Origin of the sequence: Sphingomonas rhamnosi, assembly GCF_036663615.1 — a bacterium.
Taxonomy (GTDB): Bacteria; Pseudomonadota; Alphaproteobacteria; order Sphingomonadales; family Sphingomonadaceae; genus Sphingomonas.
The window spans coordinates 72,150-93,061 of sequence record NZ_JAXOJJ010000001.1; the positions used below are offsets into that span (position 1 = coordinate 72,150).

23 protein-coding genes are annotated in these 20,912 nt (G+C 66.0%); 9 read left to right on the forward strand and 14 right to left on the reverse strand.

The features are described 5' to 3' along the window. Positions 1-58 precede the first annotated feature (58 nt). Positions 59-1,051 carry a cell wall hydrolase gene (locus U1701_RS00375; RefSeq protein ID WP_332780556.1) on the forward strand — a complete coding sequence of 331 codons (993 nt, stop codon included), beginning with the start codon at positions 59-61 and terminating at the stop codon, positions 1,049-1,051. Between the two features lie 136 nt (positions 1,052-1,187). Here U1701_RS00375 and U1701_RS00380 read toward each other — a convergent pair whose 3' ends face one another. From U1701_RS00380 to U1701_RS00400, 5 genes are all read right to left on the reverse strand, one after another. Then, positions 1,188-1,415, reverse strand: a complete 228-nt coding sequence (locus U1701_RS00380) for a hypothetical protein (protein ID WP_147083772.1) — start codon at positions 1,413-1,415, stop codon at positions 1,188-1,190. A gap of 67 nt (positions 1,416-1,482) precedes the next feature. Beyond that, positions 1,483-1,695, reverse strand: a complete 213-nt coding sequence (locus tag U1701_RS00385) for a cold-shock protein (RefSeq protein WP_332780557.1) — start codon at positions 1,693-1,695, stop codon at positions 1,483-1,485. Positions 1,696-1,945: 250 nt separating this feature from the next. Next, complete coding sequence (locus U1701_RS00390; protein ID WP_332780558.1) at positions 1,946-2,383, reverse strand: DUF3597 domain-containing protein; 438 nt, start codon at positions 2,381-2,383, stop codon at positions 1,946-1,948. Between the two features lie 26 nt (positions 2,384-2,409). Continuing rightward, positions 2,410-2,694 (reverse strand): hypothetical protein, encoded by a 285-nt coding sequence (locus tag U1701_RS00395; protein WP_332780559.1) that lies wholly within the window; start codon positions 2,692-2,694, stop codon positions 2,410-2,412. Further along, positions 2,666-3,916, reverse strand: a complete 1,251-nt coding sequence (locus U1701_RS00400) for a hypothetical protein (protein WP_332780560.1) — start codon at positions 3,914-3,916, stop codon at positions 2,666-2,668. The genes U1701_RS00395 and U1701_RS00400 overlap by 29 nt, the downstream gene beginning before the upstream one ends. A gap of 191 nt (positions 3,917-4,107) precedes the next feature. Between U1701_RS00400 and U1701_RS00405 the strand changes: the two genes are divergently transcribed. The 3 genes from U1701_RS00405 (at position 4,108) to U1701_RS00415 (ending at position 5,228) form a co-directional block, all read left to right on the forward strand. Next, positions 4,108-4,509, forward strand: a complete 402-nt coding sequence (locus U1701_RS00405; RefSeq protein ID WP_332780561.1) for a hypothetical protein — start codon at positions 4,108-4,110, stop codon at positions 4,507-4,509. Positions 4,510-4,696: 187 nt separating this feature from the next. Continuing rightward, positions 4,697-4,969, forward strand: a complete 273-nt coding sequence (locus U1701_RS00410) for a BrnT family toxin (protein ID WP_332780562.1) — start codon at positions 4,697-4,699, stop codon at positions 4,967-4,969. Then, positions 4,929-5,228, forward strand: coding sequence for a BrnA antitoxin family protein (locus U1701_RS00415; RefSeq protein ID WP_332780563.1), 300 nt, complete (start codon positions 4,929-4,931; stop codon positions 5,226-5,228). Before U1701_RS00410 ends, U1701_RS00415 begins: the two co-directional genes overlap by 41 nt. 226 nt (positions 5,229-5,454) lie before the next feature. Here the strand turns inward: U1701_RS00415 and relB are convergent, their stop codons facing one another. The 3 genes from relB to uvrA form a co-directional block, all read right to left on the reverse strand. Then, positions 5,455-5,631, reverse strand: a complete 177-nt coding sequence (relB, locus tag U1701_RS00420; RefSeq protein ID WP_332780564.1) for a type II toxin-antitoxin system RelB family antitoxin — start codon at positions 5,629-5,631, stop codon at positions 5,455-5,457. A gap of 681 nt (positions 5,632-6,312) precedes the next feature. After that, positions 6,313-7,212, reverse strand: a complete 900-nt coding sequence (locus tag U1701_RS00425; RefSeq protein WP_332780565.1) for a hypothetical protein — start codon at positions 7,210-7,212, stop codon at positions 6,313-6,315. 4 nt (positions 7,213-7,216) lie between these two features. Then, positions 7,217-10,117 (reverse strand): excinuclease ABC subunit UvrA, encoded by a 2,901-nt coding sequence (uvrA, locus tag U1701_RS00430; RefSeq protein WP_332780566.1) that lies wholly within the window; start codon positions 10,115-10,117, stop codon positions 7,217-7,219. Between the two features lie 137 nt (positions 10,118-10,254). Between uvrA and U1701_RS00435 the strand changes: the two genes are divergently transcribed. From U1701_RS00435 to U1701_RS00445, 3 genes are all read left to right on the forward strand, one after another. Next, on the forward strand, positions 10,255-10,638 hold the full coding sequence (locus U1701_RS00435; RefSeq protein WP_332780567.1) for a hypothetical protein: 384 nt from the start codon (positions 10,255-10,257) through the stop codon (positions 10,636-10,638). 125 nt (positions 10,639-10,763) lie between these two features. Beyond that, complete coding sequence (locus tag U1701_RS00440; protein ID WP_332780568.1) at positions 10,764-10,916, forward strand: hypothetical protein; 153 nt, start codon at positions 10,764-10,766, stop codon at positions 10,914-10,916. Positions 10,917-11,206: 290 nt separating this feature from the next. Continuing rightward, entirely contained in the window at positions 11,207-12,289 is a 1,083-nt protein-coding gene (locus U1701_RS00445; protein WP_332780569.1) for a type I restriction endonuclease, read from the forward strand. Between the two features lie 134 nt (positions 12,290-12,423). Here the strand turns inward: U1701_RS00445 and U1701_RS00450 are convergent, their stop codons facing one another. Next, positions 12,424-13,209 carry a hypothetical protein gene (locus tag U1701_RS00450; RefSeq protein ID WP_332780570.1) on the reverse strand — a complete coding sequence of 262 codons (786 nt, stop codon included), beginning with the start codon at positions 13,207-13,209 and terminating at the stop codon, positions 12,424-12,426. 326 nt (positions 13,210-13,535) lie between these two features. On the opposite strand from U1701_RS00450, the gene U1701_RS00455 reads away from it, so the two are divergent. Both U1701_RS00455 and U1701_RS00460 read left to right on the forward strand, forming a co-directional pair. Continuing rightward, positions 13,536-13,688, forward strand: a complete 153-nt coding sequence (locus U1701_RS00455) for a hypothetical protein (RefSeq protein WP_332780571.1) — start codon at positions 13,536-13,538, stop codon at positions 13,686-13,688. 206 nt (positions 13,689-13,894) lie between these two features. Next, complete coding sequence (locus tag U1701_RS00460; protein WP_332780572.1) at positions 13,895-14,074, forward strand: hypothetical protein; 180 nt, start codon at positions 13,895-13,897, stop codon at positions 14,072-14,074. Between the two features lie 32 nt (positions 14,075-14,106). Here the strand turns inward: U1701_RS00460 and U1701_RS00465 are convergent, their stop codons facing one another. The 5 genes from U1701_RS00465 to U1701_RS00485 form a co-directional block, all read right to left on the reverse strand. Beyond that, on the reverse strand, positions 14,107-14,403 hold the full coding sequence (locus U1701_RS00465) for a GCN5-related N-acetyltransferase (protein ID WP_332780573.1): 297 nt from the start codon (positions 14,401-14,403) through the stop codon (positions 14,107-14,109). A 51-nt stretch (positions 14,404-14,454) separates the two neighbouring features. Further along, positions 14,455-14,739, reverse strand: a complete 285-nt coding sequence (locus tag U1701_RS00470) for a lipoprotein (RefSeq protein WP_332780574.1) — start codon at positions 14,737-14,739, stop codon at positions 14,455-14,457. A 323-nt stretch (positions 14,740-15,062) separates the two neighbouring features. Beyond that, positions 15,063-16,457 carry a dihydrolipoyl dehydrogenase gene (lpdA, locus tag U1701_RS00475; RefSeq protein ID WP_332780575.1) on the reverse strand — a complete coding sequence of 465 codons (1,395 nt, stop codon included), beginning with the start codon at positions 16,455-16,457 and terminating at the stop codon, positions 15,063-15,065. A 121-nt stretch (positions 16,458-16,578) separates the two neighbouring features. Then, complete coding sequence (gene odhB, locus U1701_RS00480; RefSeq protein ID WP_332780576.1) at positions 16,579-17,841, reverse strand: 2-oxoglutarate dehydrogenase complex dihydrolipoyllysine-residue succinyltransferase; 1,263 nt, start codon at positions 17,839-17,841, stop codon at positions 16,579-16,581. A 104-nt stretch (positions 17,842-17,945) separates the two neighbouring features. Further along, positions 17,946-20,912, reverse strand: a complete 2,967-nt coding sequence (locus U1701_RS00485; RefSeq protein WP_332780577.1) for a 2-oxoglutarate dehydrogenase E1 component — start codon at positions 20,910-20,912, stop codon at positions 17,946-17,948.

Below are 20,912 nucleotides of genomic sequence, written 5' to 3' on the forward strand. Positions count from 1 at the left end.
CGGCCGCGGTGGTCGATGAGGTGGGTCTTTGCGCGTTTCGCTGACGACATTCCGGCTGATGGGCCGCATCTGGATCGCGCTGGTCGCGGTCGGGTTGCTGGTGACCGCCGGTATGTCGGCGCATGCGGCGCTGCGGGCGATGGACGCGCATGGCCTGTCCGTCACGGTGCCCGAGGTGCGGCGCGGGTATGAAGCCGACGAGCATTTTCCCGGCGCCGCGTTGCTGTACGGCGAGCGTGGCTCCGGAGCGCCGGCGGCGGGGGTGACCGGGACGATCGGGCTGCCCGATCTGCCGATGTCGGCGGCGGCAGCCAGTCAGATCGTCGCGGCGGATGCCGGTATCACCGCCGCCCAGCCCTTTTCGATGGCGCGGGCCAGCGCGGTCGATCGGGGGCGGGCGCTGCAGTGCCTGACTGCGGCGATCTATTATGAAGCGGCGTCGGAGCCCGATGCCGGGCAGCAGGCGGTGGCGCAGGTGATCCTCAACCGGGTGCGGCATCCTGCCTTCCCCGCCACGGTCTGCGGCGTGGTGTATCAGGGGTCCGAGCGGACGGTGTGCCAATTCAGCTTTGCCTGCGACGGGGCGATGGCACGCACGCCGTCGCGGACCGCCTGGGTGCGGGCGGCGCGGGTCGCCGGGGCCGCGCTGGCGGGCTATGTGTTTGCCGGCGTCGGGTTGGCGACGCATTATCATACCTATGCCGTAACCCCGGCGTGGAACCGCAGCCTGGTGATGACCGACGCCGTTGGCGCGCATTTCTTCCACCGGTGGAAGGGGTATTGGGGGACGGCGTCGGCATTCTCGCAGCGCTATCTTGGCGGCGAGCCGGTGCCGGGGCCGCATCTGCCAGTCGCGCCGGTTGCGCCGCTGGTGTTGGCGGCGGTTGCTCGGCCGGTGGCTGCAGCGGCGGTGACGCCCGTGTCGAGCGTGCAACCGGCTTATGCCGAGAGTGGCGCGGCGAAGTCGCCATTGCCGCTGGCGGCGCCCGACACGTTGCCGCCAGCGTCGCAGATCCTCGATCGGTGGAAGGATTCGGGCAAGCCATTGTGACAGGACCCAGCTGAACGACCGAGTCGGATGCTGGCAAAACTCGACGCTGTAGGACAGCGGAATTGTCGGGAGCGGCCGGATGACTCGACGGCGGGGCTCGGACCGAGTGCCGGGGCGCGGACGCCCCGGCCGTTCGTTATTCGGCGGGCACCATCGGGGTGCCGATCATCATACGTTCGCCACCGGGGGGTGCGGCTTCGCGGGCGGCGCGCAGGACCTGCGTGCGCTCGGCGCGGCTGGCCATCTCGTCCCAGGCCTTTTCGGCGCGGCGGCAGCGGTCGCGGACATTGTCGAGCAGGGCGGCATCGCCGTTGCGACGTTCTTCATCGGCGCGGGCGCGGTAGAATTCGGGATTGTCGGCCATGCTCGGTCACTCCTGCTACAGGAAAAATGATGCGGCGACCGGAATGGCCGCCGCATCGCAGCCGATATTAGTCGGCCGCCTGAAGGTTGACCGCCGACTGCTTGCCGCGCTTGTCGGGCTCGAGCTCGTAGGTCACGCGCTGGTTCTGGTTCAGCGTCGCCATGCCGGCGCGCTCAACCGCGGTGATGTGCACGAACGCATCGTTGCCACCGCCATCGGGAGCGATGAAGCCATAGCCCTTGTCGGCGTTGAAGAATTTTACGGTTCCGGTGATAGCCATGAATGGCTCCTTCTCAATTGAGGACCGCCCGAGTGTCGGACGACCGCGTGCCGCGGAGCAGGGAAAGAAGGAGAAAGGTGCCGCAAAGCGCCAAGAACCGTCGATGTGCGACTGTAGCAGACCCCTCTATGCACGCTTGTCGTCAGAAAAGCAAATCCGGGTCGGTTGATCTGGGGTAACACGGTGGTTTCGTTACGCAATTTCTGCAAACGATGGCGCCACCCCGGGGTTGGCCGGGGTGGCATCCGGATCAATCCTTGAGCCCGGCGGGAACGAGGCCGCCATTCTTTTCGAGCTCGCGCATCACCGCCTTGTGCAGCCAGATGTTCATCTCGGCGCTGCCGTCCTTGGCGCCGGTGTAGCCGAGCTCGGTCGCCAGCTCCTTGCGGTTGTCGAGGCTCGAATCGAGGTCGAGCAGCTTCATCAGGTCGACGATCGAGCTGCGCCAGTTGAGGTCGGAGCCCTTGCGCTGGGCGATGCCGGACAACACCGCCTCGACGTCGACCGACTGGGTCGGCGCGGTCGGAGCCGGCGTGGCGGGGGTTGCGACAGGAGCAGGGGCCGGCTGGGCAGCGGTGGTCTGCGGTGCCGGGGCGGGCGCGGCGGGCTTGGGGGTGCCGAAATGGCCGCTGCCGAGCGGGCCCTTTTCGCCGAAGATGGCGGACTTGATCTTGCTGAAGATGCTCATCGAATTTCCTTTGTTGAACCTGGGTGTCAGCTGTTGATCGACATTGTCGCGGGGCGCAGCGCCTCGCGCTCCTCGGCGGTCGGGACCGCGGTGGGATCGGGGCGGAACGCCTCGGGCGCGCGGTCGGTGGGGCCGGGGTGCGGCTTGCCTGGCGCGAGGTCGGGGACCGCATGCTCGTTGGGGTTCGCCTTCTTCGCACTCAGGAACAGCGTCAGGAGCGCGCCGCCGAGGCCGAGCGCGGCGGCGCCGGTGGCGAGCAGGGTGCGGCCGAGCGTCTTGGGCTTAGGCGGTTGGCGGGTCGCTTTGGTCATCGTCGGATCCTGGCTGTTGCGCAAGCTCAACGGTTTCCTGCTGGCCCTGTTCCGCAAACTCGGCGAGCAGGTCGGCGACGTCGGGGTCGTCGATCGTGGCGAGGAGCTCGGCGAAGAACGCGTCGCGCTCGGCGCCCTCCTCGCGGCGGCGCGCGTCGACCTCGACGGCGCGCGACACGTCCATGCAGCCCTGTTCATACGCGTCGAGTTCGCGTTCGTACCGATAGTCGCCGAATTCGCCCTGTTCGAAACCGTCGAAATCCTCGGGCGGCGGGAAGCTGGTGCGCCATGCGTCGGTTTCGGGCAGCTGCCAGACCAGCGGCATGTCGGGATCGCGCGAATGTTGAGAATGTTGAGGCGCTGGCGTGGTTTCCTGGGCGTCGGTGGGCTCCGGGGCGGGGGCGGCGATCGCGATCAGCCCGGCGGCTTCGGCGCGGGCCCATTGCTCGGCGGTCCAGCTGGCGCGGGCGGCGGGATCGAGATCGGCAATATCGACTTCGCCCGCGGTCGCAACGCCGGTGCGGACGAAGCGGTCGGCGGCGGCGAGCGCGTAGAGCGGGGTGAGATCCGCCCCCTCCCCTGCCTCCGGGCCGTCGCCGAACACGCCGGCGCGGCGGGCGAGGAACAGGCCGGCGCGCGCGGGGCTTGCATCCTGGCCGACGAGGTCGAGATAGGCGTCGAATTCCTGCGCGACGAGCCGCGCGGCCTTGGCGTCGCAATCGGTCGCGGTCTCGGCCTGGCGGTCGAGCCGGGCGAGCAGGCTGAGCGCGAGGCGGTTGTCGTATTTGTGGCGGGTGATGACGGTCTCGCCGCGGACGATGGTGTCGACGGTGCCTTCGAGCGCGCGGACCAGCAATGTCTCGGCGATCGCTTCGCGCGCGACGATCGCGGCGGCGCGCCAGCCGAGCGCGAAGGCGGCGCCCTTGGCCGTGCGGCGGAAGGCATAGGCGGACGCGGCGGACAGCCCGACGCGGCGCGCGGCGACATCGACGCCGTGGCCCTCGGCGAGCGCTTCGAGGAAGTGGCGCTGGTTGGCGGCGGACCAGCCGTCGTGGCGGCGCGAGACGTGCAGCGTGTCGTCTTCGTCGTCGCCGGGGAGGAAGGTGGTGGGGATCGCCGTGGCGCCGGTCGGCGGGGCGTCGGTGCCATAGTCGCTGGCGTAATCGGTGCCGGGCACGGTGGCGAAGGCGGGGCCGCGGGGGTTTTGTGAGTCGGTGTTCACGGTTTGATCCTTTCCTGGAAGGAGAGGATCAAGGGAATATGCAGAGTTCGGCTCTGTAGGACAGCCCCTGCGGGGAAGATTCCTTGCGGCCCGTCCGCAGGCGGTGCGGTGCGCCACCGAAACGGAGCAGCTTGTTTCCGCAGACGCTTCCGCGCCTGTCACATCTTGCGCCTCACAACGGGAGGAAGATGATGAAGGGATTCGTTCTGGCGGTGGCCGTTTTGGTCGGGAGTGCCGCAAGCGTGGGTGCGCGCGCGCAGGAAGCGGCGCCGGCCAGGGAAGTGACGCGCAATGCCGGGCCGGCCGACATGGAGGAAAGCCGCATCGAGCGCGTCACGGCGGATCTGAGCGGCGCGATCGGCACGTGGACCGGCGTGCGCAGCTGCGGCCGTGCAGAGCGCGCGAACGATGAGCGGCAAAGCGCCTATGAGCGCTGGATCGGCCAGCAGACGCTGGCGCGTCCGCGCAAGCTGTTGCTGGTCGCGGGCGTGGGCGCGGGGCGGTGGCGGTACGAGAACCGACGGCGGAGCAGCGGGGCGCGGCACTGCAAGGGCTGGTATGTGTCGGCGCCCGTGTACGCACATTTCTATTGATCGATGGCCGCGTGACCGTGTCCGAAATGGAGCGGTCGCGGGTGACGTAGGGCGGCGGGGGGGGGCGGCGGCGCGCGGTGTTGCGGGATGCGTTCATTCCCGACCAGGCCGGCGTTGCCGCCCTTTGCGATGGCGCGCATCCTCGGCTTGACGCTGCTATTTTTGTAGCTACATTAATGAGGCGAAGGTGGATATCAGGTTCGACCCGGTGAAGCGCATGCTGACCCTCGACGAACGCGGGATCGATTTTGCCGATGCGGGCAAGGTTTTCGACGGACCGGTCTTCGAATTCGAGGATACGCGGTTCGCCTATCCCGAGCCGCGGTTCGCGACGTACGGACTGCTCGGCGAGCGGTTGGTGGCGGTGATCTGGACCGCGACGGACACGGGACGCCGCGTGATATCGATGAGGAAGGCCAATGACCGAGAATACGCGCGCTACCGGCACCGACTGGCTTGATCCGGCCGACGACGCACCGGAGCTGACCGACGAGCTGCTCGACATCGCCGAGTTCTCGATCGCCGGGAAGGTGATCCGCCCGGCGACGGGCTATCTGGGGCCGAACGGCGTCGTGAAGGGCCGCCCGCCCTTGCGCGACCGCGCCAAGCAGCAGGTGACGCTGCGGATCGACCCGGACGTGCTCGCCAAGTTCCGCGAGGGCGGGCCGGGGTGGCAGGGGCGGATCAATGCGGCGTTGCGGGTGGCGGTGGGGCTTTAGGGGTAACGCTGCCGGGCGTGGAGAACGTCCCTCTCCCCTTGGGGAGAGGGAGGGAGGAGCCGAAGGCGACGGAAGGGTGAGGGGGCGTTGGGACAGGCGTTCCGAGCCTCACTCCCCTCACCCTTCCCACGCCTGCGGCGCGGGCCCCTTCCCTCTCCCCAAGGGGAGAGAGAGTTTGGAATGGCGCCTCGCGGGTGGCATCGTCCGTCCAGGACGAGCCGCAACGTCACCGCGGCCTATGCTTCTCGATCACGGCCTGCGCCATCGCCATCACCTCGTCGTGCGGGATGCGGAGGGCGGTGGACGCCATCGCCTTCTCGACCTTCGCGCGGAACCACGCGTCATAGGCTTCGGCGTCTTCGGTCGTCGCGAACTCGGACTCGATGGGCGTGAGGTCGACCATGCGCAAAGTATAGCGCACGATATCATGGGGTGAAAGGCGCGAAACGCTTGCACCGCGGCTAAGCGAAACGGTCTCAGTATCCTTTTTGCACGATTCGGCATGGCCAGTTCGATCGGCGCCGCCCCCAAGAAATACAGCCGTCTGTAGATCGGGATTGAACGCATTCAGCAAACTATGACGTGAAATCGGATATTGAAACTTTCCCAATTAACCGACATTTACGGTATGTAGGAGGAATGGATGTCCATTAAGCTTAAAGGCCGCGACGGTGAGTCGGTGTCCATTCCAGTAGGTGGAATTGGACTGCAAGGGCGCGACGGCCACATGGTTGCAATTCCTCAGGGTGGAATTGGTCTACAAGGTCGCGATGGCCGGATGGTAGCTATTCCACGCGGAGGGATTGGCTTGCAGGGACGTGATGGTAGAATGACGGCAATTCCGCAAGGCGCGATCGGCCTTCAAGGCCGTGACGGCCGAATGGTTGCTATACCGAAGGGCGGCATCGGTTTGCAGGGGCACGATGGGCGGATGGTCGCTATCCCTGCGGGCGCAATTGGATTGCAAGGCAGAGATGGTCGAATGGTATCTATCCCTAGGGGCAAGACCGGCATTCAGGATGTTAATGGAAGAATGCGAGCAAAGTAGATGCACGACACCGCCTTTTAAGTGAGCAATATCCAATTACTTCGTGGGTGCGTCGCTCCATTCACATTTTGGGCAAAATCGAACATAGCCGCTCTCTGTTTCCAGCTCCGGCCGGTAGAGCGAGGCGACCTTGTAAGACGAACAGCTCGGGCATCGGTCAGGAGTTCCGCTTCGATGCTTTTTTAGCATCATTGCAAAGGCATCCACACATGCGTTGGTCGCCATCAGAGCAACAATCGCGTCATACTGCGTTGCGCTTCCGGCATGTGTCAGCCAGCTTACAAGGTCCCAGCCCCGGCGAGCCAAGTCCTTCAGAAAACCCCTTGTGACAGCGGCGCTACTGCCCGGCGCCAAAGTATCCGCAGCCGCCTCCGCCCAGTGCTTGAAGTCGGCCGCTTTCGGCCTCTCGCCCTCTTCGATCACCGCAGTTGCCGATATTGCCCTCGACAGTGCAACCAGAACCTCCCTGCACTGAAGACCTACAGTCTGATAATCTTCAACCTCTTCAGCCTCGTCCAACGTATCGGATATCTGCTCCATTTTCCGGAATACCACCGTCATGTCAGCTTCTTCTTGGCCAAGCTGCGGCCGATCGCGCGCCGCCACTCGAGCCATCAAACCGATATGAAATGACAATGTGTAGTCAAGGCTTGGAAAGCTGCTCTGCGAGTACAGGTTCGTCGGACTGGTAACCACCCACCATCTACTCTTGTCGGTATGAACGTCCCAAACGTCGTATCGCGACATCAATACAAATTCGGTTTTGACAAGTTCAGCATGCACGACCGTTTCTTCGCCGTGACACTGCCCCTCGACATACTCCGTGATATCGCGGGCTTCATGCGGAGCCTGCGATAACACCAGATGCGAAATCGCCTCAATCGTTAGCGGCGGGGGAACAACGCAGTCATCTTCAGCGGGAACCCGGTTTTCCATTCCTCTACTCCGCCCCCTCGACCACCCGCTTCTCCAGCAACGGCGCAAGGTACTTCCCCGTAAAACTCCCCTTCGCCTTCGCCACCTTCTCCGGCACGCCTTCCGCGACGATCTCGCCGCCCTTGACGCCGCCTTCGGGGCCCAGGTCGATGATCCAGTCGGCGGTCTTGATGACGTCGAGATTGTGCTCGATCACCACCACCGTGTTGCCCTGTTCGACCAGCGCGTGGAGGACTTCGAGGAGTTTGCGGACGTCCTCGAAATGCAGGCCGGTGGTGGGTTCGTCGAGAATGTAGAGCGTGTTGCCGGTGGCGCGGCGGGACAATTCCTTCGAGAGTTTCACGCGCTGCGCCTCGCCGCCGGACAGCGTCGTCGCCTGCTGACCGACCTTGACGTAGCCGAGGCCGACCTCGACCAGCATCGCCATGCGGTCGCGGATCGGGGGGACCGCCTTGAAGAACTCGGCGGCGTCCTCGACCGTCATGTCGAGCACGTCGGCGATGCTGTGGCCCTTGAACTTCACCTCGAGCGTCTCGCGGTTGTAGCGCGCACCGTGGCAGACGTCGCAGGTCACATAGACGTCGGGGAGGAAGTGCATCTCGATCTTGAGCACGCCGTCGCCCTGGCACGCCTCGCAGCGGCCGCCCTTGACGTTGAAGCTGAAGCGGCCGGGCTTGTAGCCGCGCGCCTGCGCCTCCGGGAGCCCCGCGAACCAGTCGCGGATCTGCGTGAAGCTGCCGGTATAGGTGGCCGGGTTGCTGCGCGGGGTGCGGCCAATCGGCGACTGGTCGATGTCGATGACCTTGTCGAGATATTGGAGCCCGGTGATCTTGTCGTGCTTGCCGGCCTGGATGCGCGCGCCGTTGAGCTCGCGCGCGGCGGACGCGTAGAGCGTGTCGATGGTGAAGCTCGACTTGCCGCTGCCCGAGACGCCGGTGATGCAGGTGAAGGTGCCGAGCGGGATCGACGCGGTGACGCCGCGCAAATTGTTGGCGGTGGCGTTGTGGACGGTGAGCTTCTTGCCGTTGCCTTTGCGCCGCGTCGCGGGGACGGGAACGCTGCGCTTTCCCGTCAGATAGTCGGCGGTGATGCTGGTCTTGGACTTGAGCAGCTGCTTGAGCGTGCCCTGGGCGACGACCTCGCCGCCGCGGACGCCGGCGCCGGGGCCCATGTCGATGACATAGTCGGCGGTGCGGATCGCGTCCTCGTCATGCTCGACGACGAGCACGGTGTTGCCGAGGTCGCGCAGGCGGCGCAGCGTCTTCAGCAGCATGTCGTTGTCGCGCTGGTGCAGGCCGATGCTGGGCTCGTCGAGGACGTAGAGCACGCCCGACAGGCCCGAGCCGATCTGCGACGCGAGGCGGATGCGCTGCGATTCGCCGCCGGACAATGTTCCAGAGGTGCGGTCGAGGTTGAGATAGTCGAGGCCGACATTGTTGAGGAAGCCGAGGCGCTCGACGATCTCTTTCAGGATGCGTTCGGCGATCGCGTTCTGCTGGTCGCCCAGATGGCCGGGGATGTCGGTGAAGAATTGCAGCGCGTCGACCACGGACAGGTGCGTGGCGTAGGCGATGTCCTTCATGCCGATCTTGACCGCGAGCGCCTCGGGCTTGAGGCGGGCGCCGGCGCAGACTTCGCACTTGGCGGCGGACTGGTATTTGTTGAGCTCCTCGCGCATCCACGCGCTCTCGGTCTGGAGCAGGCGGCGGTTGAGGTTGCCGATCACGCCCTCGAACGGCTTGACGACGTCGTACTTCTTCTTGCCGTCGATGAAGGTGAGCGTGACGGGCTTTCCTCGCGAGCCGTGGAGGATGAGGCTCTGGATCTCGGGCGGCAGTTCGCCCCAGGGGGTCTCGAGGCTGAAGGCGAATTCGCGCGCGAGGGAGCCGAGGACCTGCATGTAATAGGGGCTGGGCGGGTTGGATTTCGCCCAGGGCATCACCGCGCCCTTCTTGATGCTGAGGCCGTGATTGGGGACGACGAGGTCCTCGTCGAACAGCTGCTTCTCGCCGAGGCCGTCGCAGGCCGGGCAGGCCCCTTGCGGCGCGTTGAACGAGAAGAGGCGCGGTTCGATCTCGCTGATCGTGAAGCCGCTGACCGGGCAAGCGAACTTTTCCGAGAAGACGATTCGGCCGTCGGGGGCGTTGTTGCCGAGGATTTCGGACTTCGGCGTGTGCGGCTCGACCGGGTCGGCGGGGTCGATGTACGCCAGGCCCTCGGCGAGCTTCAGCGCGGTCTCGAAGCTCTCGGCGAGACGCGTGCCGATGTCGCCGCCGACGACGAGGCGGTCGACCACGACTTCGATGTCATGCTTGTACTTCTTGTCGAGTGCGGGGGCTTCGTCGATCTCGTGGATCGTGCCGTCGATGCGGACGCGGGTGAAGCCGGCCTTCTGCCACTCCTGCATCTCCTTGCGATACTCGCCCTTGCGGCCGCGGACGACGGGGGCGAGGAGGTAGAGGCGCGTGCCTTCGGGGAGCGCCATGACGCGGTCGACCATCTGGCTGACGGTCTGCGCGGCGATCGGGAGGCCGGTGGTCGGGCTGTACGGCGTGCCGACGCGCGCCCAGAGCAGGCGCATGTAGTCGTAGATCTCGGTCACGGTCGCGACGGTCGAGCGCGGGTTGCGCGAGGTCGTCTTCTGCTCGATCGAGATCGCGGGGCTCAGGCCCTCGATATGGTCGACATCGGGCTTCTGCATCAGTTCGAGGAACTGGCGGGCATAGGCCGAGAGGCTCTCGACGTAGCGGCGCTGGCCTTCGGCATAGATGGTGTCGAAGGCGAGGCTCGACTTGCCGCTGCCCGACAGCCCGGTGATCACCGTCAGCGTGTCGCGGGGGATGTCGATGTCGACGTCCTTGAGATTGTGCTCGCGCGCGCCGCGGACGGAAATGTGAGTCAGCATATGTCGAGTTCTACTTCTGTTCTTTGCCGGATGCCAGTGGTGGAAATAGGAACGCACGGCGGCGCCCGCCAGCACCCGCGGATTGAAAAGCGGGGTGCGTGTATTATCTCGGTCGTACACAGCGACATGAGGACATGATGGCAAAAGCGAAGACGGGCGCGAAGAAGGCAGACGGCGCAAAGCCCAAGGTGAAGATCCCCAAGGAGTTCGCCGGGTTCAAGGTGCCCAAGGAGCTGCGCAAGAAGGGCGAGGCCTTGATCGAGCGCGCGAATACGCCCGAAGGTCGCCAGGCCATCGCGTCGGGGCTGGCGATGGTCGGCGGGCTGGTCGCAGCGAATGCAGCGCGCAAACAGGGCGAGGCGGCGAAGGCGGCCGAGGTGAAGCCCGATGCCGCGAAGCCGGATGCGGCGAAACCCGATGCCCGCGCGCCGGGCGCGCCCGGGATCAACCCGCAACAGATGGCGGACCAGATCGGCGCGGCGGCGGACCTGCTGATCGGGCGGATTTTCGCAAAGCGCTAGCGTCGTTGCCCGTCCCTGCGCGGGCGGAGTCGGGAGAAGACGCCGACTCTGAATGATCTTTGCAAAATGCATCCGTCACGCGGGGGCGACGTATGTTGCAGGCTATCGCGCTTTGGTGAGCCTGCATGGAATTTGACAAGGAGACGCAACAGCTTCGTCGCGTTCGTGAGCTGATCGACGAGGCGCTGGGCTCGGCCGACGCCGAAGCCAATGCCGTCGTCGCCGCGCGGCTGCGCGACGTCATCGCCTATCTCGACGAAAGGCTCGCGGCGAACTGAGCACCGGGTTCGCCGCGCATCCGCCAGGTTCAGGCCCGATGTTACCCGCGCATGTTGATGTCTTGGATTTGGGTATGGCGGCGATCAGCCCTGAACGCGCCGGAAATTCCTTAGGAACGCTGCGAGGCACGGCGGATCTGCGCGCGCGACACTGCCGCGGTCTCCTGGGGGGTCTGGACGCAACGCCCCCTGCCCCCAGCACGACCGTCACTAGGTTCACTTTGAACCCATCGTCGCTTGCAGGGGGCGCAATGCCGGTCAGGTTCAGCGCAGTCTAGGGGGGATGGCGCATGGATCTGGCGACGAAGCTGATCGAACTGGAAAAGCGTACGGCGCAGCACCGCGAATTGTTGCTGACCGAGGAAGCCGCCAAAACGGCGCTCGTGATGCCGTTTCTGCAGGCATTGGGATATGATGTCTTCAACCCTGCGGAAGTGGTGCCCGAATTCACCGCCGACGTGGGGATCAAGAAGGGCGAGAAGGTCGATTATGCACTGTGCATCGATGGGAAAGTCAGCATCCTGATCGAGTGCAAGCCCTCGACGATCGACCTGGACCTGAAACATGCATCGCAGCTCTATCGGTATTTCTCGACCACCGAGGCGCGCGTGGCGGTACTGACCAACGGTGTCGTCTATCAATTCTATTCGGATATCGAACAGCCCAACAAGATGGACGACAAGCCGTTCTTCGTCTTTTCGATGGATGCGATGCGGCGGACCGATCCGACGACGCTCGAACGCTTCTCGAAAGGCGAATTCAGCATCGATGCGATCGTGGCAGAGGCGGGGCGCCTGAAACTGCAATCGCAGGTGCGGATCGAACTTGAACGCGAGTTCGCCAATCCGTCCGACGAGTTCGTTCGGATGATGGCGGCCAAGGTGCAGAACGGTCGCATGACGGCATCGGTCAAGGAACAGTTCCAACCGGTTCTGGCGGCATCGATCGCGGGCCTGATCCGCGACCGCGTCAACGACCGGCTGACCTCTGCCCTGAACGTCGCCAACCCCTCTCCGGTCGACATCGACGAAGGCGCGTCGGACGACATGTCGCAGGGCGACGGGATCATCACGACCGAGGACGAGATCGGCGGGTTCCGGATCGTCCAGGCGATCGCCGCGCGGCATGTCGACCCCAAGCGCATCGTGATCCGCGATTCGAAATCCTATTGCGCGATCCTGCTCGACGACAACAACCGCAAGTCGATCGCGCGGCTGCACTTCAACAGCCCGACGACGCGCTATGTCGGGACGTTTGCAGGCAAGGCGGAGACGCGGCACGGCGTCGGCGCACTGACCGATATTTACAAGCTGGAGCCCGAGATCGTCGCGCGGCTGACCGAGCTGGAGGATCCCAAGCGCGCGGTAGAGTGAGCGGCACGCCAGTGAGGCGGCATGCATTGGCTGCAAGGGGCGTGATGCCGGTCGCCGATCGCAGACGATGCCGTTCCCGCCGCGGCACCGGTTGCGCGTGATGATCGGGCATGCTTGCGATATCGCACGCCCGGCTATCGACCGGTGACGGGGCCCGGCGGTGGCGGGGCGAAGGCGTAGGGGGCGACGACGGCGCCAGGCGATCCGGCGGTGACCGCGCGGTACAAGGTCGCGCCGGCAGGGCTGTAGGCCAGCATATCGGTGGCCAGGATCGACAGCGCGACGATCCCGGCGCCCCAGAGCGATGCCGGATGGATTCGGCCCGTGCGGCGCCGGTCGGCGATGATCCCCGCCAGCGGAAACAGCAGGATGCACGCCGACGTCACCTCGAACGCCCAGGGGACGAGCAGCGGCATCGGCAGCAGCCGGCCGAATGCGGGCCCCACCAGCACCGCCATGCCGCAATAGTGCAGCCGGCGATGCCAGGCGGTTTGCCGGCGCAACGCGACCGCGGTCCAGGCGAGCCCGGCAAAGGTCAGCACCGACAGCGGATTGAGCACGAGAAACTGCGCGGGCGGGAAGAAGAACGGTGCGTGCCCCCGGCGCACCATCAGCACGGTGACGGCGATGCCCAACACCACCATCGGCGCGATCCACACCGTGCCCAGCCAGCCGAGCCGACGATGCAGGGCCCGATTGGCGGTCGCCGCAAACGTCGCCTGCGCGACGTAGATCGTCACCCATCCCATGAAGACCAGCGCGTGGAGATGAACGATCAACGGTGCGCCGAAACTCGAGCGGCCCATCGCCAACTGCACCGAAAAGCCGAGAAAGATGATTCCCGCCATCAGCAGCGATGTCATCACGAAATACCGGTCGTCGGCGGACCCCGATTGCTGGCGCGGTGCTAGCGTGGCCATGTCATCCCCCCAGAGACATACAACAGGGGGATAGTATCATCGCCGGCAGATCACGACAACATGGTCGTCAATACTACCAGACGCTGAATCATTGCGTGTAGAACGAACGACTTGCTTTCTACGGGATCGAAAAGGCGCACCGAACGACGGGCGCACGGCGCGCCGCGAAACGGCCGGTGTGCCCGCGACGCCGCGCATCGGCTGGTCCGTGAGAGCATGGCGGGCCCCGCGACCATCGGTTTGAAATACCCATCATTTGTCGGGCAGGCGCATCCATCGCCGCGTGGTCACGTATCTTGCAGACTATTGCGGTTGGGAGAGCCTGCATGGAGATCGGCAAGGACGTACAGCAGCTTCGCCGGATGCGCGCGTTGATCGAGGAAGCGCTGTTGGTCGCCGACCTTAACGACGACGTGCTGATTGCCGCCAAGCTGCGCGACGTGATCGCGTATCTGGACGAGACGTTGACGCACCCCTGATCGGGCATCCCGGCCGAGCATTGGCGCGCCAGGCTATGTCCGGCGGGTGTATTCGGGCGGACTGAGCTGGCGGCGCGCCTGCCCGGCCTAGCGCGGAGGGCAGCCGCCCGATCCGGTCTGCACACATTTAATCCGTGTCTTTTGCGTCCTTTACGGACTCTCGTCGTAGCTCTTTGCCACGCCCTGCATCACCGAATGGAGTTCCCTTGCCCAACCCGACTGCGCCGATCGATTATGAAATCCTGACACTCACCGAACTCGAAGCCGCCGCGAAATCCACTACAGCCGATCAACGGCGCGCGCATCTGGACCAGGCGGGGATATTCGCTGCGGCCGGCGAAGCGGACCACCGGTCACGCGCGCGCAGCCCCGAGGGGGTGGAGTAAGACGAAGCGGCCGCGCATGGTTGCCGCGGGCATCACCTGCGCGGCTTGCCCCGCCAAGCCAGAGATCGGCGGTTGAGCGTGGCGAGATCCGCGGTGCCCGCGATCACCGCCTCGCCGAGCGCGATGGCGGCGGCGAGCGTTTCGGGCGGCGCATGGCGGTAGGCGGGCCGTCCGACGATGTGATCGTACCACACCCCGCCACAGGCATTGTCGAGCAGGATACGCTGGAAGCAGTGGTCGGCACGGACTGGCCAGCGGCGATCGTCGGCGAGCGCTGGCAGGGTCTCGCGCGTCAAGGTCAGCCAGCGGGTGGCGGCGTCATCCGGCATAACGGGTCGCGCCGGCCAGGGCGTGACGATGCACCGGCCGGCGCGGTTCGGTTACTTGACCTCGGCGGTGCCGTTGACGACCGCGGCCTTCTGGCCGTTGGTCAGCGCGTCGGCGTTGACGTCGGCGTCGTCGATCGCGTCGGAACGCTCCTCGGCATTGTCGCGGACCGCGTCGGCCTGGTCTTCGAGATTGTCGGCGGTGGCTTCGAGCGCCGACGCGTTGTTCTCGGCGGCCTGCTCGACCTGGTCGCCAAGCTTGTCGTCGCCCTTGCCACCGCAGGCGGCGAGCGACAGCGCGGAGACGGCGAGGATGGCGGCGGTGAATGCGGTCTTCATGTAAGGTGGATCCCTGTTCGTTTCGGTGGCGAGACAACCGGTGGGTGCGGGGGTTGGTTCCGGGGGCGACGGTTGCTGCCGTCTGCAAAGGAACCGCCCACGGATCAAGACACCGCCCCGGCGGAGGCCGGGGCCCGATTGGGGGCGCTCAGTCATGGAGGGCCCACGTCCCCACAGCGACCTTCCCAATTGGGCCCCGGCCTTCGCCGGGGTGGACGTGGTGGATGGCGTCCCCCTATGGCCCGACACGGGCAAAGCCCGTGTCGTCGGACGGCGCCGTAGCGCCGCCGGCCGGGCAAGCCGGTTTACATCTGGCCGAAGGCCTAGATGTGGATCGGCTTGCCTTGCACCGCCATCGCCGCCTCCTTGAGCGCCTCGGCATGCGTCGGATGCGCGTGGCAAGTGTAGGCGATGTCTTCGCTGGTCGCGCCGAATTCCATCGCGATAGCGGCTTCGGCGATCAGCGTGCCGGCGAGGCTGGAGACGATCCACACGCCGAGGACGCGGTCGGACTTCGCATCGGCGATGACCTTCACGAAGCCGTCGGTGTCGCGGTTGGTCTTGGCGCGGCTGTTGGCGGCGAACGGGAACTTGCCGACCTTGATCTCGCCCTTTTCGCGTGCGGCTTCCTCGGTCAGGCCGACGCCGGCAATTTCGGGCATCGTGTAGACGACCGAGGGAATGACGTCCTCGTTGACGATGCCGGTCTGGCCGGCGATGTTCTCGGCGACCGCGACGCCCTCGTCCTCCGCCTTGTGTGCGAGCATCAGGCCGGGGACGCAATCGCCGATCGCCCAGACGCCGTCGACCTTGGTCTTGAAGCTGTGATCGGTTTCAATCTGGCCGCGCGTGTTGAGCTCGAGGCCGATCGCGGCGAGGTTGAGGCCGTCGACATTGGCGCGGCGGCCGATCGCGACGAGCACGGCGTCGGCGGTCAGCGTCTCGGCGGCGCCACCCGCGGCGGGCTCGACGGTGACGGTCGCGGTGGCGCCCTCGACGGTGACGCCGGTGACCTTGGTCGACAGGCGGAGTTCCATGCCCTGCTTCTTGAACAGCTTGGCGGACTCGCGGCGGACTTCGCCGTCGAAGCCGGGGAGGATCTGGTCGACATATTCGACCACGGTCACCCTGGCGCCGAGCCGGCGCCAGACGCTGCCGAGCTCGAGCCCGATCACGCCGCCGCCGATCACGACGAGATGCTCGGGGACCTTGGGCAAGGCGAGCGCGCCGGTGCTGTCGACGACGACCGCCTGGTCGATCGCGACGCCCGGCAGCGGGGTGACGCTGGAGCCGGTGGCGATGACGATGTTCTTGGCGGTGACCTTCTGGCCGGCCACCTCCACCGTATGCGCGTCCTGGAACGCGGCGAGGCCCTTGAGCCAAGTGACCTTGTTCTTCTTAAACAGGAATTCGACGCCGCCGGTCAGTTCCTTGACCGCTTTCGCCTTTTCGGCGTGCATCTGGTCGAGGTTCAGGGTGACGCCGGTGAAATCGATGCCGAACTTGGCGAGGTGGCCGCCCTTGGCTTCCTCGTAGATTTCGGATGCGTGAAGCAGCGCCTTGGACGGGATGCACCCGACGTTGAGGCAGGTGCCGCCGAGCGTCTCGCGGCTCTCGGCGCAGGCGGTGCGCAGGCCGAGCTGCGCGGCGCGGATCGCGGCGACGTAGCCACCGGGTCCGGCACCGATCACGAGGACGTCATAGTCGTAGTCAGCCATGGTTCTTCTCACTTCCCCGGCGAAGGCCGGGGTCCAGTTGGGGGACATATGGGAAGACCGTGGCGCTTCGTCACCTCCGCCTTCCCAACTGGACCCCGGCCTTCGCCGGGGAACAGCTGAATTACAGGTCGATCAGGATACGCGTGGGATCTTCGATCGCGTTCTTGAGCGCGACGAGGAACGTCACGGCTTCGCGGCCGTCGATCAGGCGGTGATCGTAGCTGAGGGCGAGGTACATCATGGGCCGCACGACGACCTGACCGTCGCGGACGACCGGGCGCTCCTCGATGCGGTGGAGGCCGAGCACCGCGGACTGCGGCGGGTTGATGATCGGGGTCGACATCAGCGAGCCGAACACGCCGCCGTTCGAGATGGTGAAGGTACCGCCCTTCATCTCGTCCATCTTGAGCGTGCCGTCCTTGGCGCGCTTGCCGAAGTCGCCGATCGTCTTCTCGATGCCGGCAACCGTCAGGTCCTGCGCATCGCGGATCACCGGGACGACGAGGCCGCCGGGCGACGAGACCGCGACCGAGATGTCGGCATAATTGTGATAGACGATGTCGTCGCCGTCGATCGAGGCGTTGACCGAGGGGATGTCCTTCAAGGCCATCGTCGCGGCCTTCACGAAGAAGCCCATGAAGCCGAGGCGGACGCCGTGCTTCTTCTCGAACAGGTCCTTGTACTTGGCGCGCGCCTCGATCACCGCGGTCATGTCGACGTCGTTGAACGTCGTCAGCATCGCAGCGGTGTTCTGCGCTTCCTTGAGGCGCTTGGCGATCGTCTGGCGGAGACGCGTCATGCGGACGCGCTCTTCCGGGCGGCCCGAGGCGGCGGCGGCGGGGGCGGCTGCAGTCGGCGCCGCGGCGGCGGCCGGTGCGGGCTTGCTGGAGGCCGCCGCGGTCACGTCTTCCTTGGTGATGCGGCCGTCGCGGCCGGTGCCCTTTACGGTCGAGGGGTCGACGCCGTGCTCGAGCACCGCGCGGCGGACCGACGGCGAGAGCGCAGCGGGCGAGTCGCCGGCGGCGGGCGCGTCGCTGGCGGAGGTGCCGGGCTGGTCGCCATAGCCGGCGCCGCCTTCACCGGTCGCAGGGGCTGCGGCGGGTGCGGCACCAGCAGCGGTGGGGGCCGGCGCTGCGCCTGTGCCACCAGCGGCGTCGATCGTCGCGAGCATCGCGCCGACCTGGACGGTGTCGCCGACGGCGACGGCGTGCTGTCCCATGACGCCGGCGACCGGCGACGGGACTTCGACCGAGACCTTGTCGGTCTCGAGGCTGGCGATCGGCTCGTCGACCGCGACGGCTTCGCCGGGCTGCTTCAGCCATTCGCCGAGTGTGGCTTCGGTGATCGATTCGCCCAGGACGGGGACGGTGACTTCGGTTGCCATTTCACTTCTACCTTTTGTGCTCCTGCGGAGGCAGGAGCCTAGGGTTGCTCTGCTGGGCCCTGGGTTCCTGCCTGCGCAGGAACACAAGGAGCAGCGCTAGGTCGTTATGCGCCAGCCTTGCCGGCGGTGCGTTCGTCTTCGGTCTTCCGCGCGCGGCGGATCTCGTCGCGGACGCTGTGGCCGAGCGCGTCGGCGACGAGCGCACCCTGCTCGGCCTGGTGCCGCTTCATCAGGCCCGTCGCGGGCGACGCCGAGGCGTTGCGGCCCGCATAACGCGCGCGCTTCACAGGGGAGTTCACCGTCGCCAGCGCCTCCTCGATCAGCGGCTCGACGAAGAACCAATAGCCGTTGTTCTTCGGCTCTTCCTGCGCCCAGACGATCTCTTCGAGGTTCGGCATCCGTGCGACGCGCTCGGCGATCGCGTCGCCGGGGAAGGGATAGAGCTGTTCGACGCGGACGATCTGCGTGTCGTTGCCGCCCGCCGCATCGCGCGCCTCGATCAGGTCATAGGCGACCTTGCCGGTGCACAGAACCAGACGCTTCGTATCGACGTCCGCCGCACCATTGGTGTCGGACAGCAGGCGACGGAAGTGGCTGTCGCCCTGGAAGTCCTCGGCCGACGACACCGCCAGCTTGTGGCGGAGCAGCGACTTGGGCGTCATCACGATCAGGGGCTTGCGGAAGTTACGGTGCATCTGCCGGCGGAGCAGGTGGAAATAGTTCGCCGGGCTGGTGCAGTTCGCGACCTGGATATTGTCGTCCGCGCAGGACTGAAGGAAGCGCTCGGGACGTGCCGAGCTATGCTCGGGCCCCTGCCCTTCATAGCCGTGCGGCAGCAGCATCACGAGGCCGTTGGCGCGGAGCCACTTCGACTCGCCCGAGGTGATGAACTGATCGATCATGATCTGCGCGCCGTTGACGAAATCGCCGAACTGCGCCTCCCAGAGGACCAGCGTCTTCGGGTCGGCGAGCGCGTAGCCGTACTCGAAGCCGAGCACGCCGTACTCGCTGAGCGGGCTGTCGAGCACTTCGAAATTGCCGTGCTCGATTTCCTGCAGCGGCACGTACTTATGCTCGTCGGTCTGGTCGACCCACACCGCGTGGCGCTGCGAGAAGGTGCCGCGGCCCGAATCCTGGCCGGACAGACGGACGCCATAGCCCTCCGAGAGCAGACCGCCGAACGCGAGCGCTTCGCCGGTCGCCCAGTCGAAGCCCTTGCCGGAGCGGAACATCTCGCGCTTGGCGTCGATCACGCGCGCCAGCGTCTTGTGGATCTTCACGCTGTCGGGAACGGTCGTCAGCGTGCGGCCGAGCGAGTCGAACAGCTTGGGGCTGAGACCCGTCTCGACGTTGCGACGCACGTCGGAATCGGCCTTGGGCGCGCTGAGGCCGGTCCAGCGACCGCCGAACCAGTCGGCCTTGTTGGGCTTGTACGAGGCACCGGCCTCGAACTCGCTCTCCAGGCGGATGTTGAGTTCCTTGACGTTCTCGTCGATCCAGGCCTGGTCGACGACCTGCTCGGCGACGAGGCGGTCGCCATACACCTTCGACACGCCGGGATGCTTGCGGATGATGTCGTACATCAGCGGCTGCGTGAAGGACGGCTCGTCGCCCTCGTTATGCCCGAAGCGGCGATAGCACCACATGTCGATGACGATGTCGCGGTGGAACTTCTGGCGGAATTCCATCGCCATCTTGGTCGCGAAGGTCACCGCTTCGGGATCGTCGCCGTTGACGTGGAAGACCGGCGCCTGGACGCCCTTCGCCACATCCGACGGATAGGGCGACGAGCGCGCGAACTGCGGGCTGGTCGTGAAGCCGACCTGGTTGTTGATGATGAAGTGGACGCAGCCACCGGTGTTGTAGCCGCGGATGCCGGAGAAGCCGAGGCACTCCCAGACGATCCCCTGCCCCGCGAACGCGGCGTCGCCGTGGATCAGCACCGGCAGCGCGGCGACGTGATCCTTGAGGTCGTTGTTGAGCGTCTGGATCGCGCGGGTCTTGCCGAGCACGACGGGGTCGGCGGCTTCGAGGTGCGAGGGGTTGGCGACGAGGCTCATATGAACCTTGTGGCCGCCGAACTCGCGGTCGGTGCTGGTGCCGAGGTGGTATTTCACGTCGCCCGAGCCGCCGACATCCTCGGGGTTGGCCGAGCCGCCCGAAAATTCGTGGAAGATGACGCGCAGCGGCTTGGCCATGACGTTGGCGAGCACGTTGAGGCGGCCGCGATGCGCCATGCCGATGACGATCTCGTTGACGCCCATCTGGCCGCCGTACTTGATCACCGACTCAAGCGCCGGGATCATCGATTCGCCGCCGTCGAGGCCGAAGCGCTTGGTGCCGACGTACTTCTTGCCGAGGAATTTCTCCCACTGCTCGGCCTCGATCACCTTGGTCAGGATCGCCTTTTTGCCATCCGTGGTAAATTCGATCGCCTTGTCCTGGCCCTCCATGCGCTCCTGCAGGAAGCGGCGCTCCTCGACATCGACGATGTGCATATATTCGAGGCCGACATTGCCGCAGTAATTCTTGCGCAGCGTGTCGACGAGGTCGCGGACGGTGGCCCATTGCAGCCCCATCGTGCCACCGAGATAGACCGGGCGATCGATGTCGGCGTCGGTGAAGCCGTGATATTCGGTGCGCAGATCCTCGGGCATCTCGCGCTTGGAGAGACCCAGCGGATCGAGATTGGCGGCGAGGTGACCGCGGACCCGGTAGGTGCGGATCAGCATCTGCGCGCGGATCGCGTCGCCGGCGGCCTTGATGATATCGGCCTGGCTGACGGCAGCGGGGGCCGGTGCGGCCGGGGCAGGCTTGCCGCCCTTTGCCGGCTTGGGCGCCGGCTCCATCTGGGTGGGGTCGAGCGCCGCGGTGAGATCGTCGGTCGTGGTCAGCGGCCAGCGCGCGCTTTCCCAGCTTGGGTTCTGCGCGGATTCGAGCCCCTCGAAGAAGGCGCGCCAGCCGGAATCGACCGATGCGGGGTCGGCATTGTACTTGACGTACAACGTCTCGACGAAGGCCGGGCTGACGCCGGCGGCGATATCGCTGAAATCCTGGCCTTCGTAGCCCAT

Excerpts from the sequence above, each read along its gene's own strand:
- U1701_RS00375 (WP_332780556.1), top strand. The coding sequence starts at position 59 with ATGGGCCGCATCTGGATCGCGCTGGTCGCGGTCGGGTTGCTGGTGACC.
- U1701_RS00380 (WP_147083772.1), bottom strand. The coding sequence starts at position 1,415 with ATGGCCGACAATCCCGAATTCTACCGCGCCCGCGCCGATGAAGAACGT.
- U1701_RS00385 (WP_332780557.1), bottom strand. The coding sequence starts at position 1,695 with ATGGCTATCACCGGAACCGTAAAATTCTTCAACGCCGACAAGGGCTAT.
- U1701_RS00390 (WP_332780558.1), bottom strand. The coding sequence starts at position 2,383 with ATGAGCATCTTCAGCAAGATCAAGTCCGCCATCTTCGGCGAAAAGGGC.
- U1701_RS00395 (WP_332780559.1), bottom strand. The coding sequence starts at position 2,694 with ATGACCAAAGCGACCCGCCAACCGCCTAAGCCCAAGACGCTCGGCCGC.
- U1701_RS00405 (WP_332780561.1), top strand. The coding sequence starts at position 4,108 with ATGAAGGGATTCGTTCTGGCGGTGGCCGTTTTGGTCGGGAGTGCCGCA.
- U1701_RS00415 (WP_332780563.1), top strand. The coding sequence starts at position 4,929 with ATGACCGAGAATACGCGCGCTACCGGCACCGACTGGCTTGATCCGGCC.
- relB (WP_332780564.1), bottom strand. The coding sequence starts at position 5,631 with ATGGTCGACCTCACGCCCATCGAGTCCGAGTTCGCGACGACCGAAGAC.
- U1701_RS00425 (WP_332780565.1), bottom strand. The coding sequence starts at position 7,212 with ATGGAAAACCGGGTTCCCGCTGAAGATGACTGCGTTGTTCCCCCGCCG.
- uvrA (WP_332780566.1), bottom strand. The coding sequence starts at position 10,117 with ATGCTGACTCACATTTCCGTCCGCGGCGCGCGCGAGCACAATCTCAAG.
- U1701_RS00435 (WP_332780567.1), top strand. The coding sequence starts at position 10,255 with ATGGCAAAAGCGAAGACGGGCGCGAAGAAGGCAGACGGCGCAAAGCCC.
- U1701_RS00440 (WP_332780568.1), top strand. The coding sequence starts at position 10,764 with ATGGAATTTGACAAGGAGACGCAACAGCTTCGTCGCGTTCGTGAGCTG.
- U1701_RS00445 (WP_332780569.1), top strand. The coding sequence starts at position 11,207 with ATGGATCTGGCGACGAAGCTGATCGAACTGGAAAAGCGTACGGCGCAG.
- U1701_RS00450 (WP_332780570.1), bottom strand. The coding sequence starts at position 13,209 with ATGGCCACGCTAGCACCGCGCCAGCAATCGGGGTCCGCCGACGACCGG.
- U1701_RS00455 (WP_332780571.1), top strand. The coding sequence starts at position 13,536 with ATGGAGATCGGCAAGGACGTACAGCAGCTTCGCCGGATGCGCGCGTTG.
- U1701_RS00465 (WP_332780573.1), bottom strand. The coding sequence starts at position 14,403 with ATGCCGGATGACGCCGCCACCCGCTGGCTGACCTTGACGCGCGAGACC.
- U1701_RS00470 (WP_332780574.1), bottom strand. The coding sequence starts at position 14,739 with ATGAAGACCGCATTCACCGCCGCCATCCTCGCCGTCTCCGCGCTGTCG.
- lpdA (WP_332780575.1), bottom strand. The coding sequence starts at position 16,457 with ATGGCTGACTACGACTATGACGTCCTCGTGATCGGTGCCGGACCCGGT.
- odhB (WP_332780576.1), bottom strand. The coding sequence starts at position 17,841 with ATGGCAACCGAAGTCACCGTCCCCGTCCTGGGCGAATCGATCACCGAA.
- U1701_RS00485 (WP_332780577.1), bottom strand. The coding sequence starts at position 20,912 with ATGGGCTACGAAGGCCAGGATTTCAGCGATATCGCCGCCGGCGTCAGC.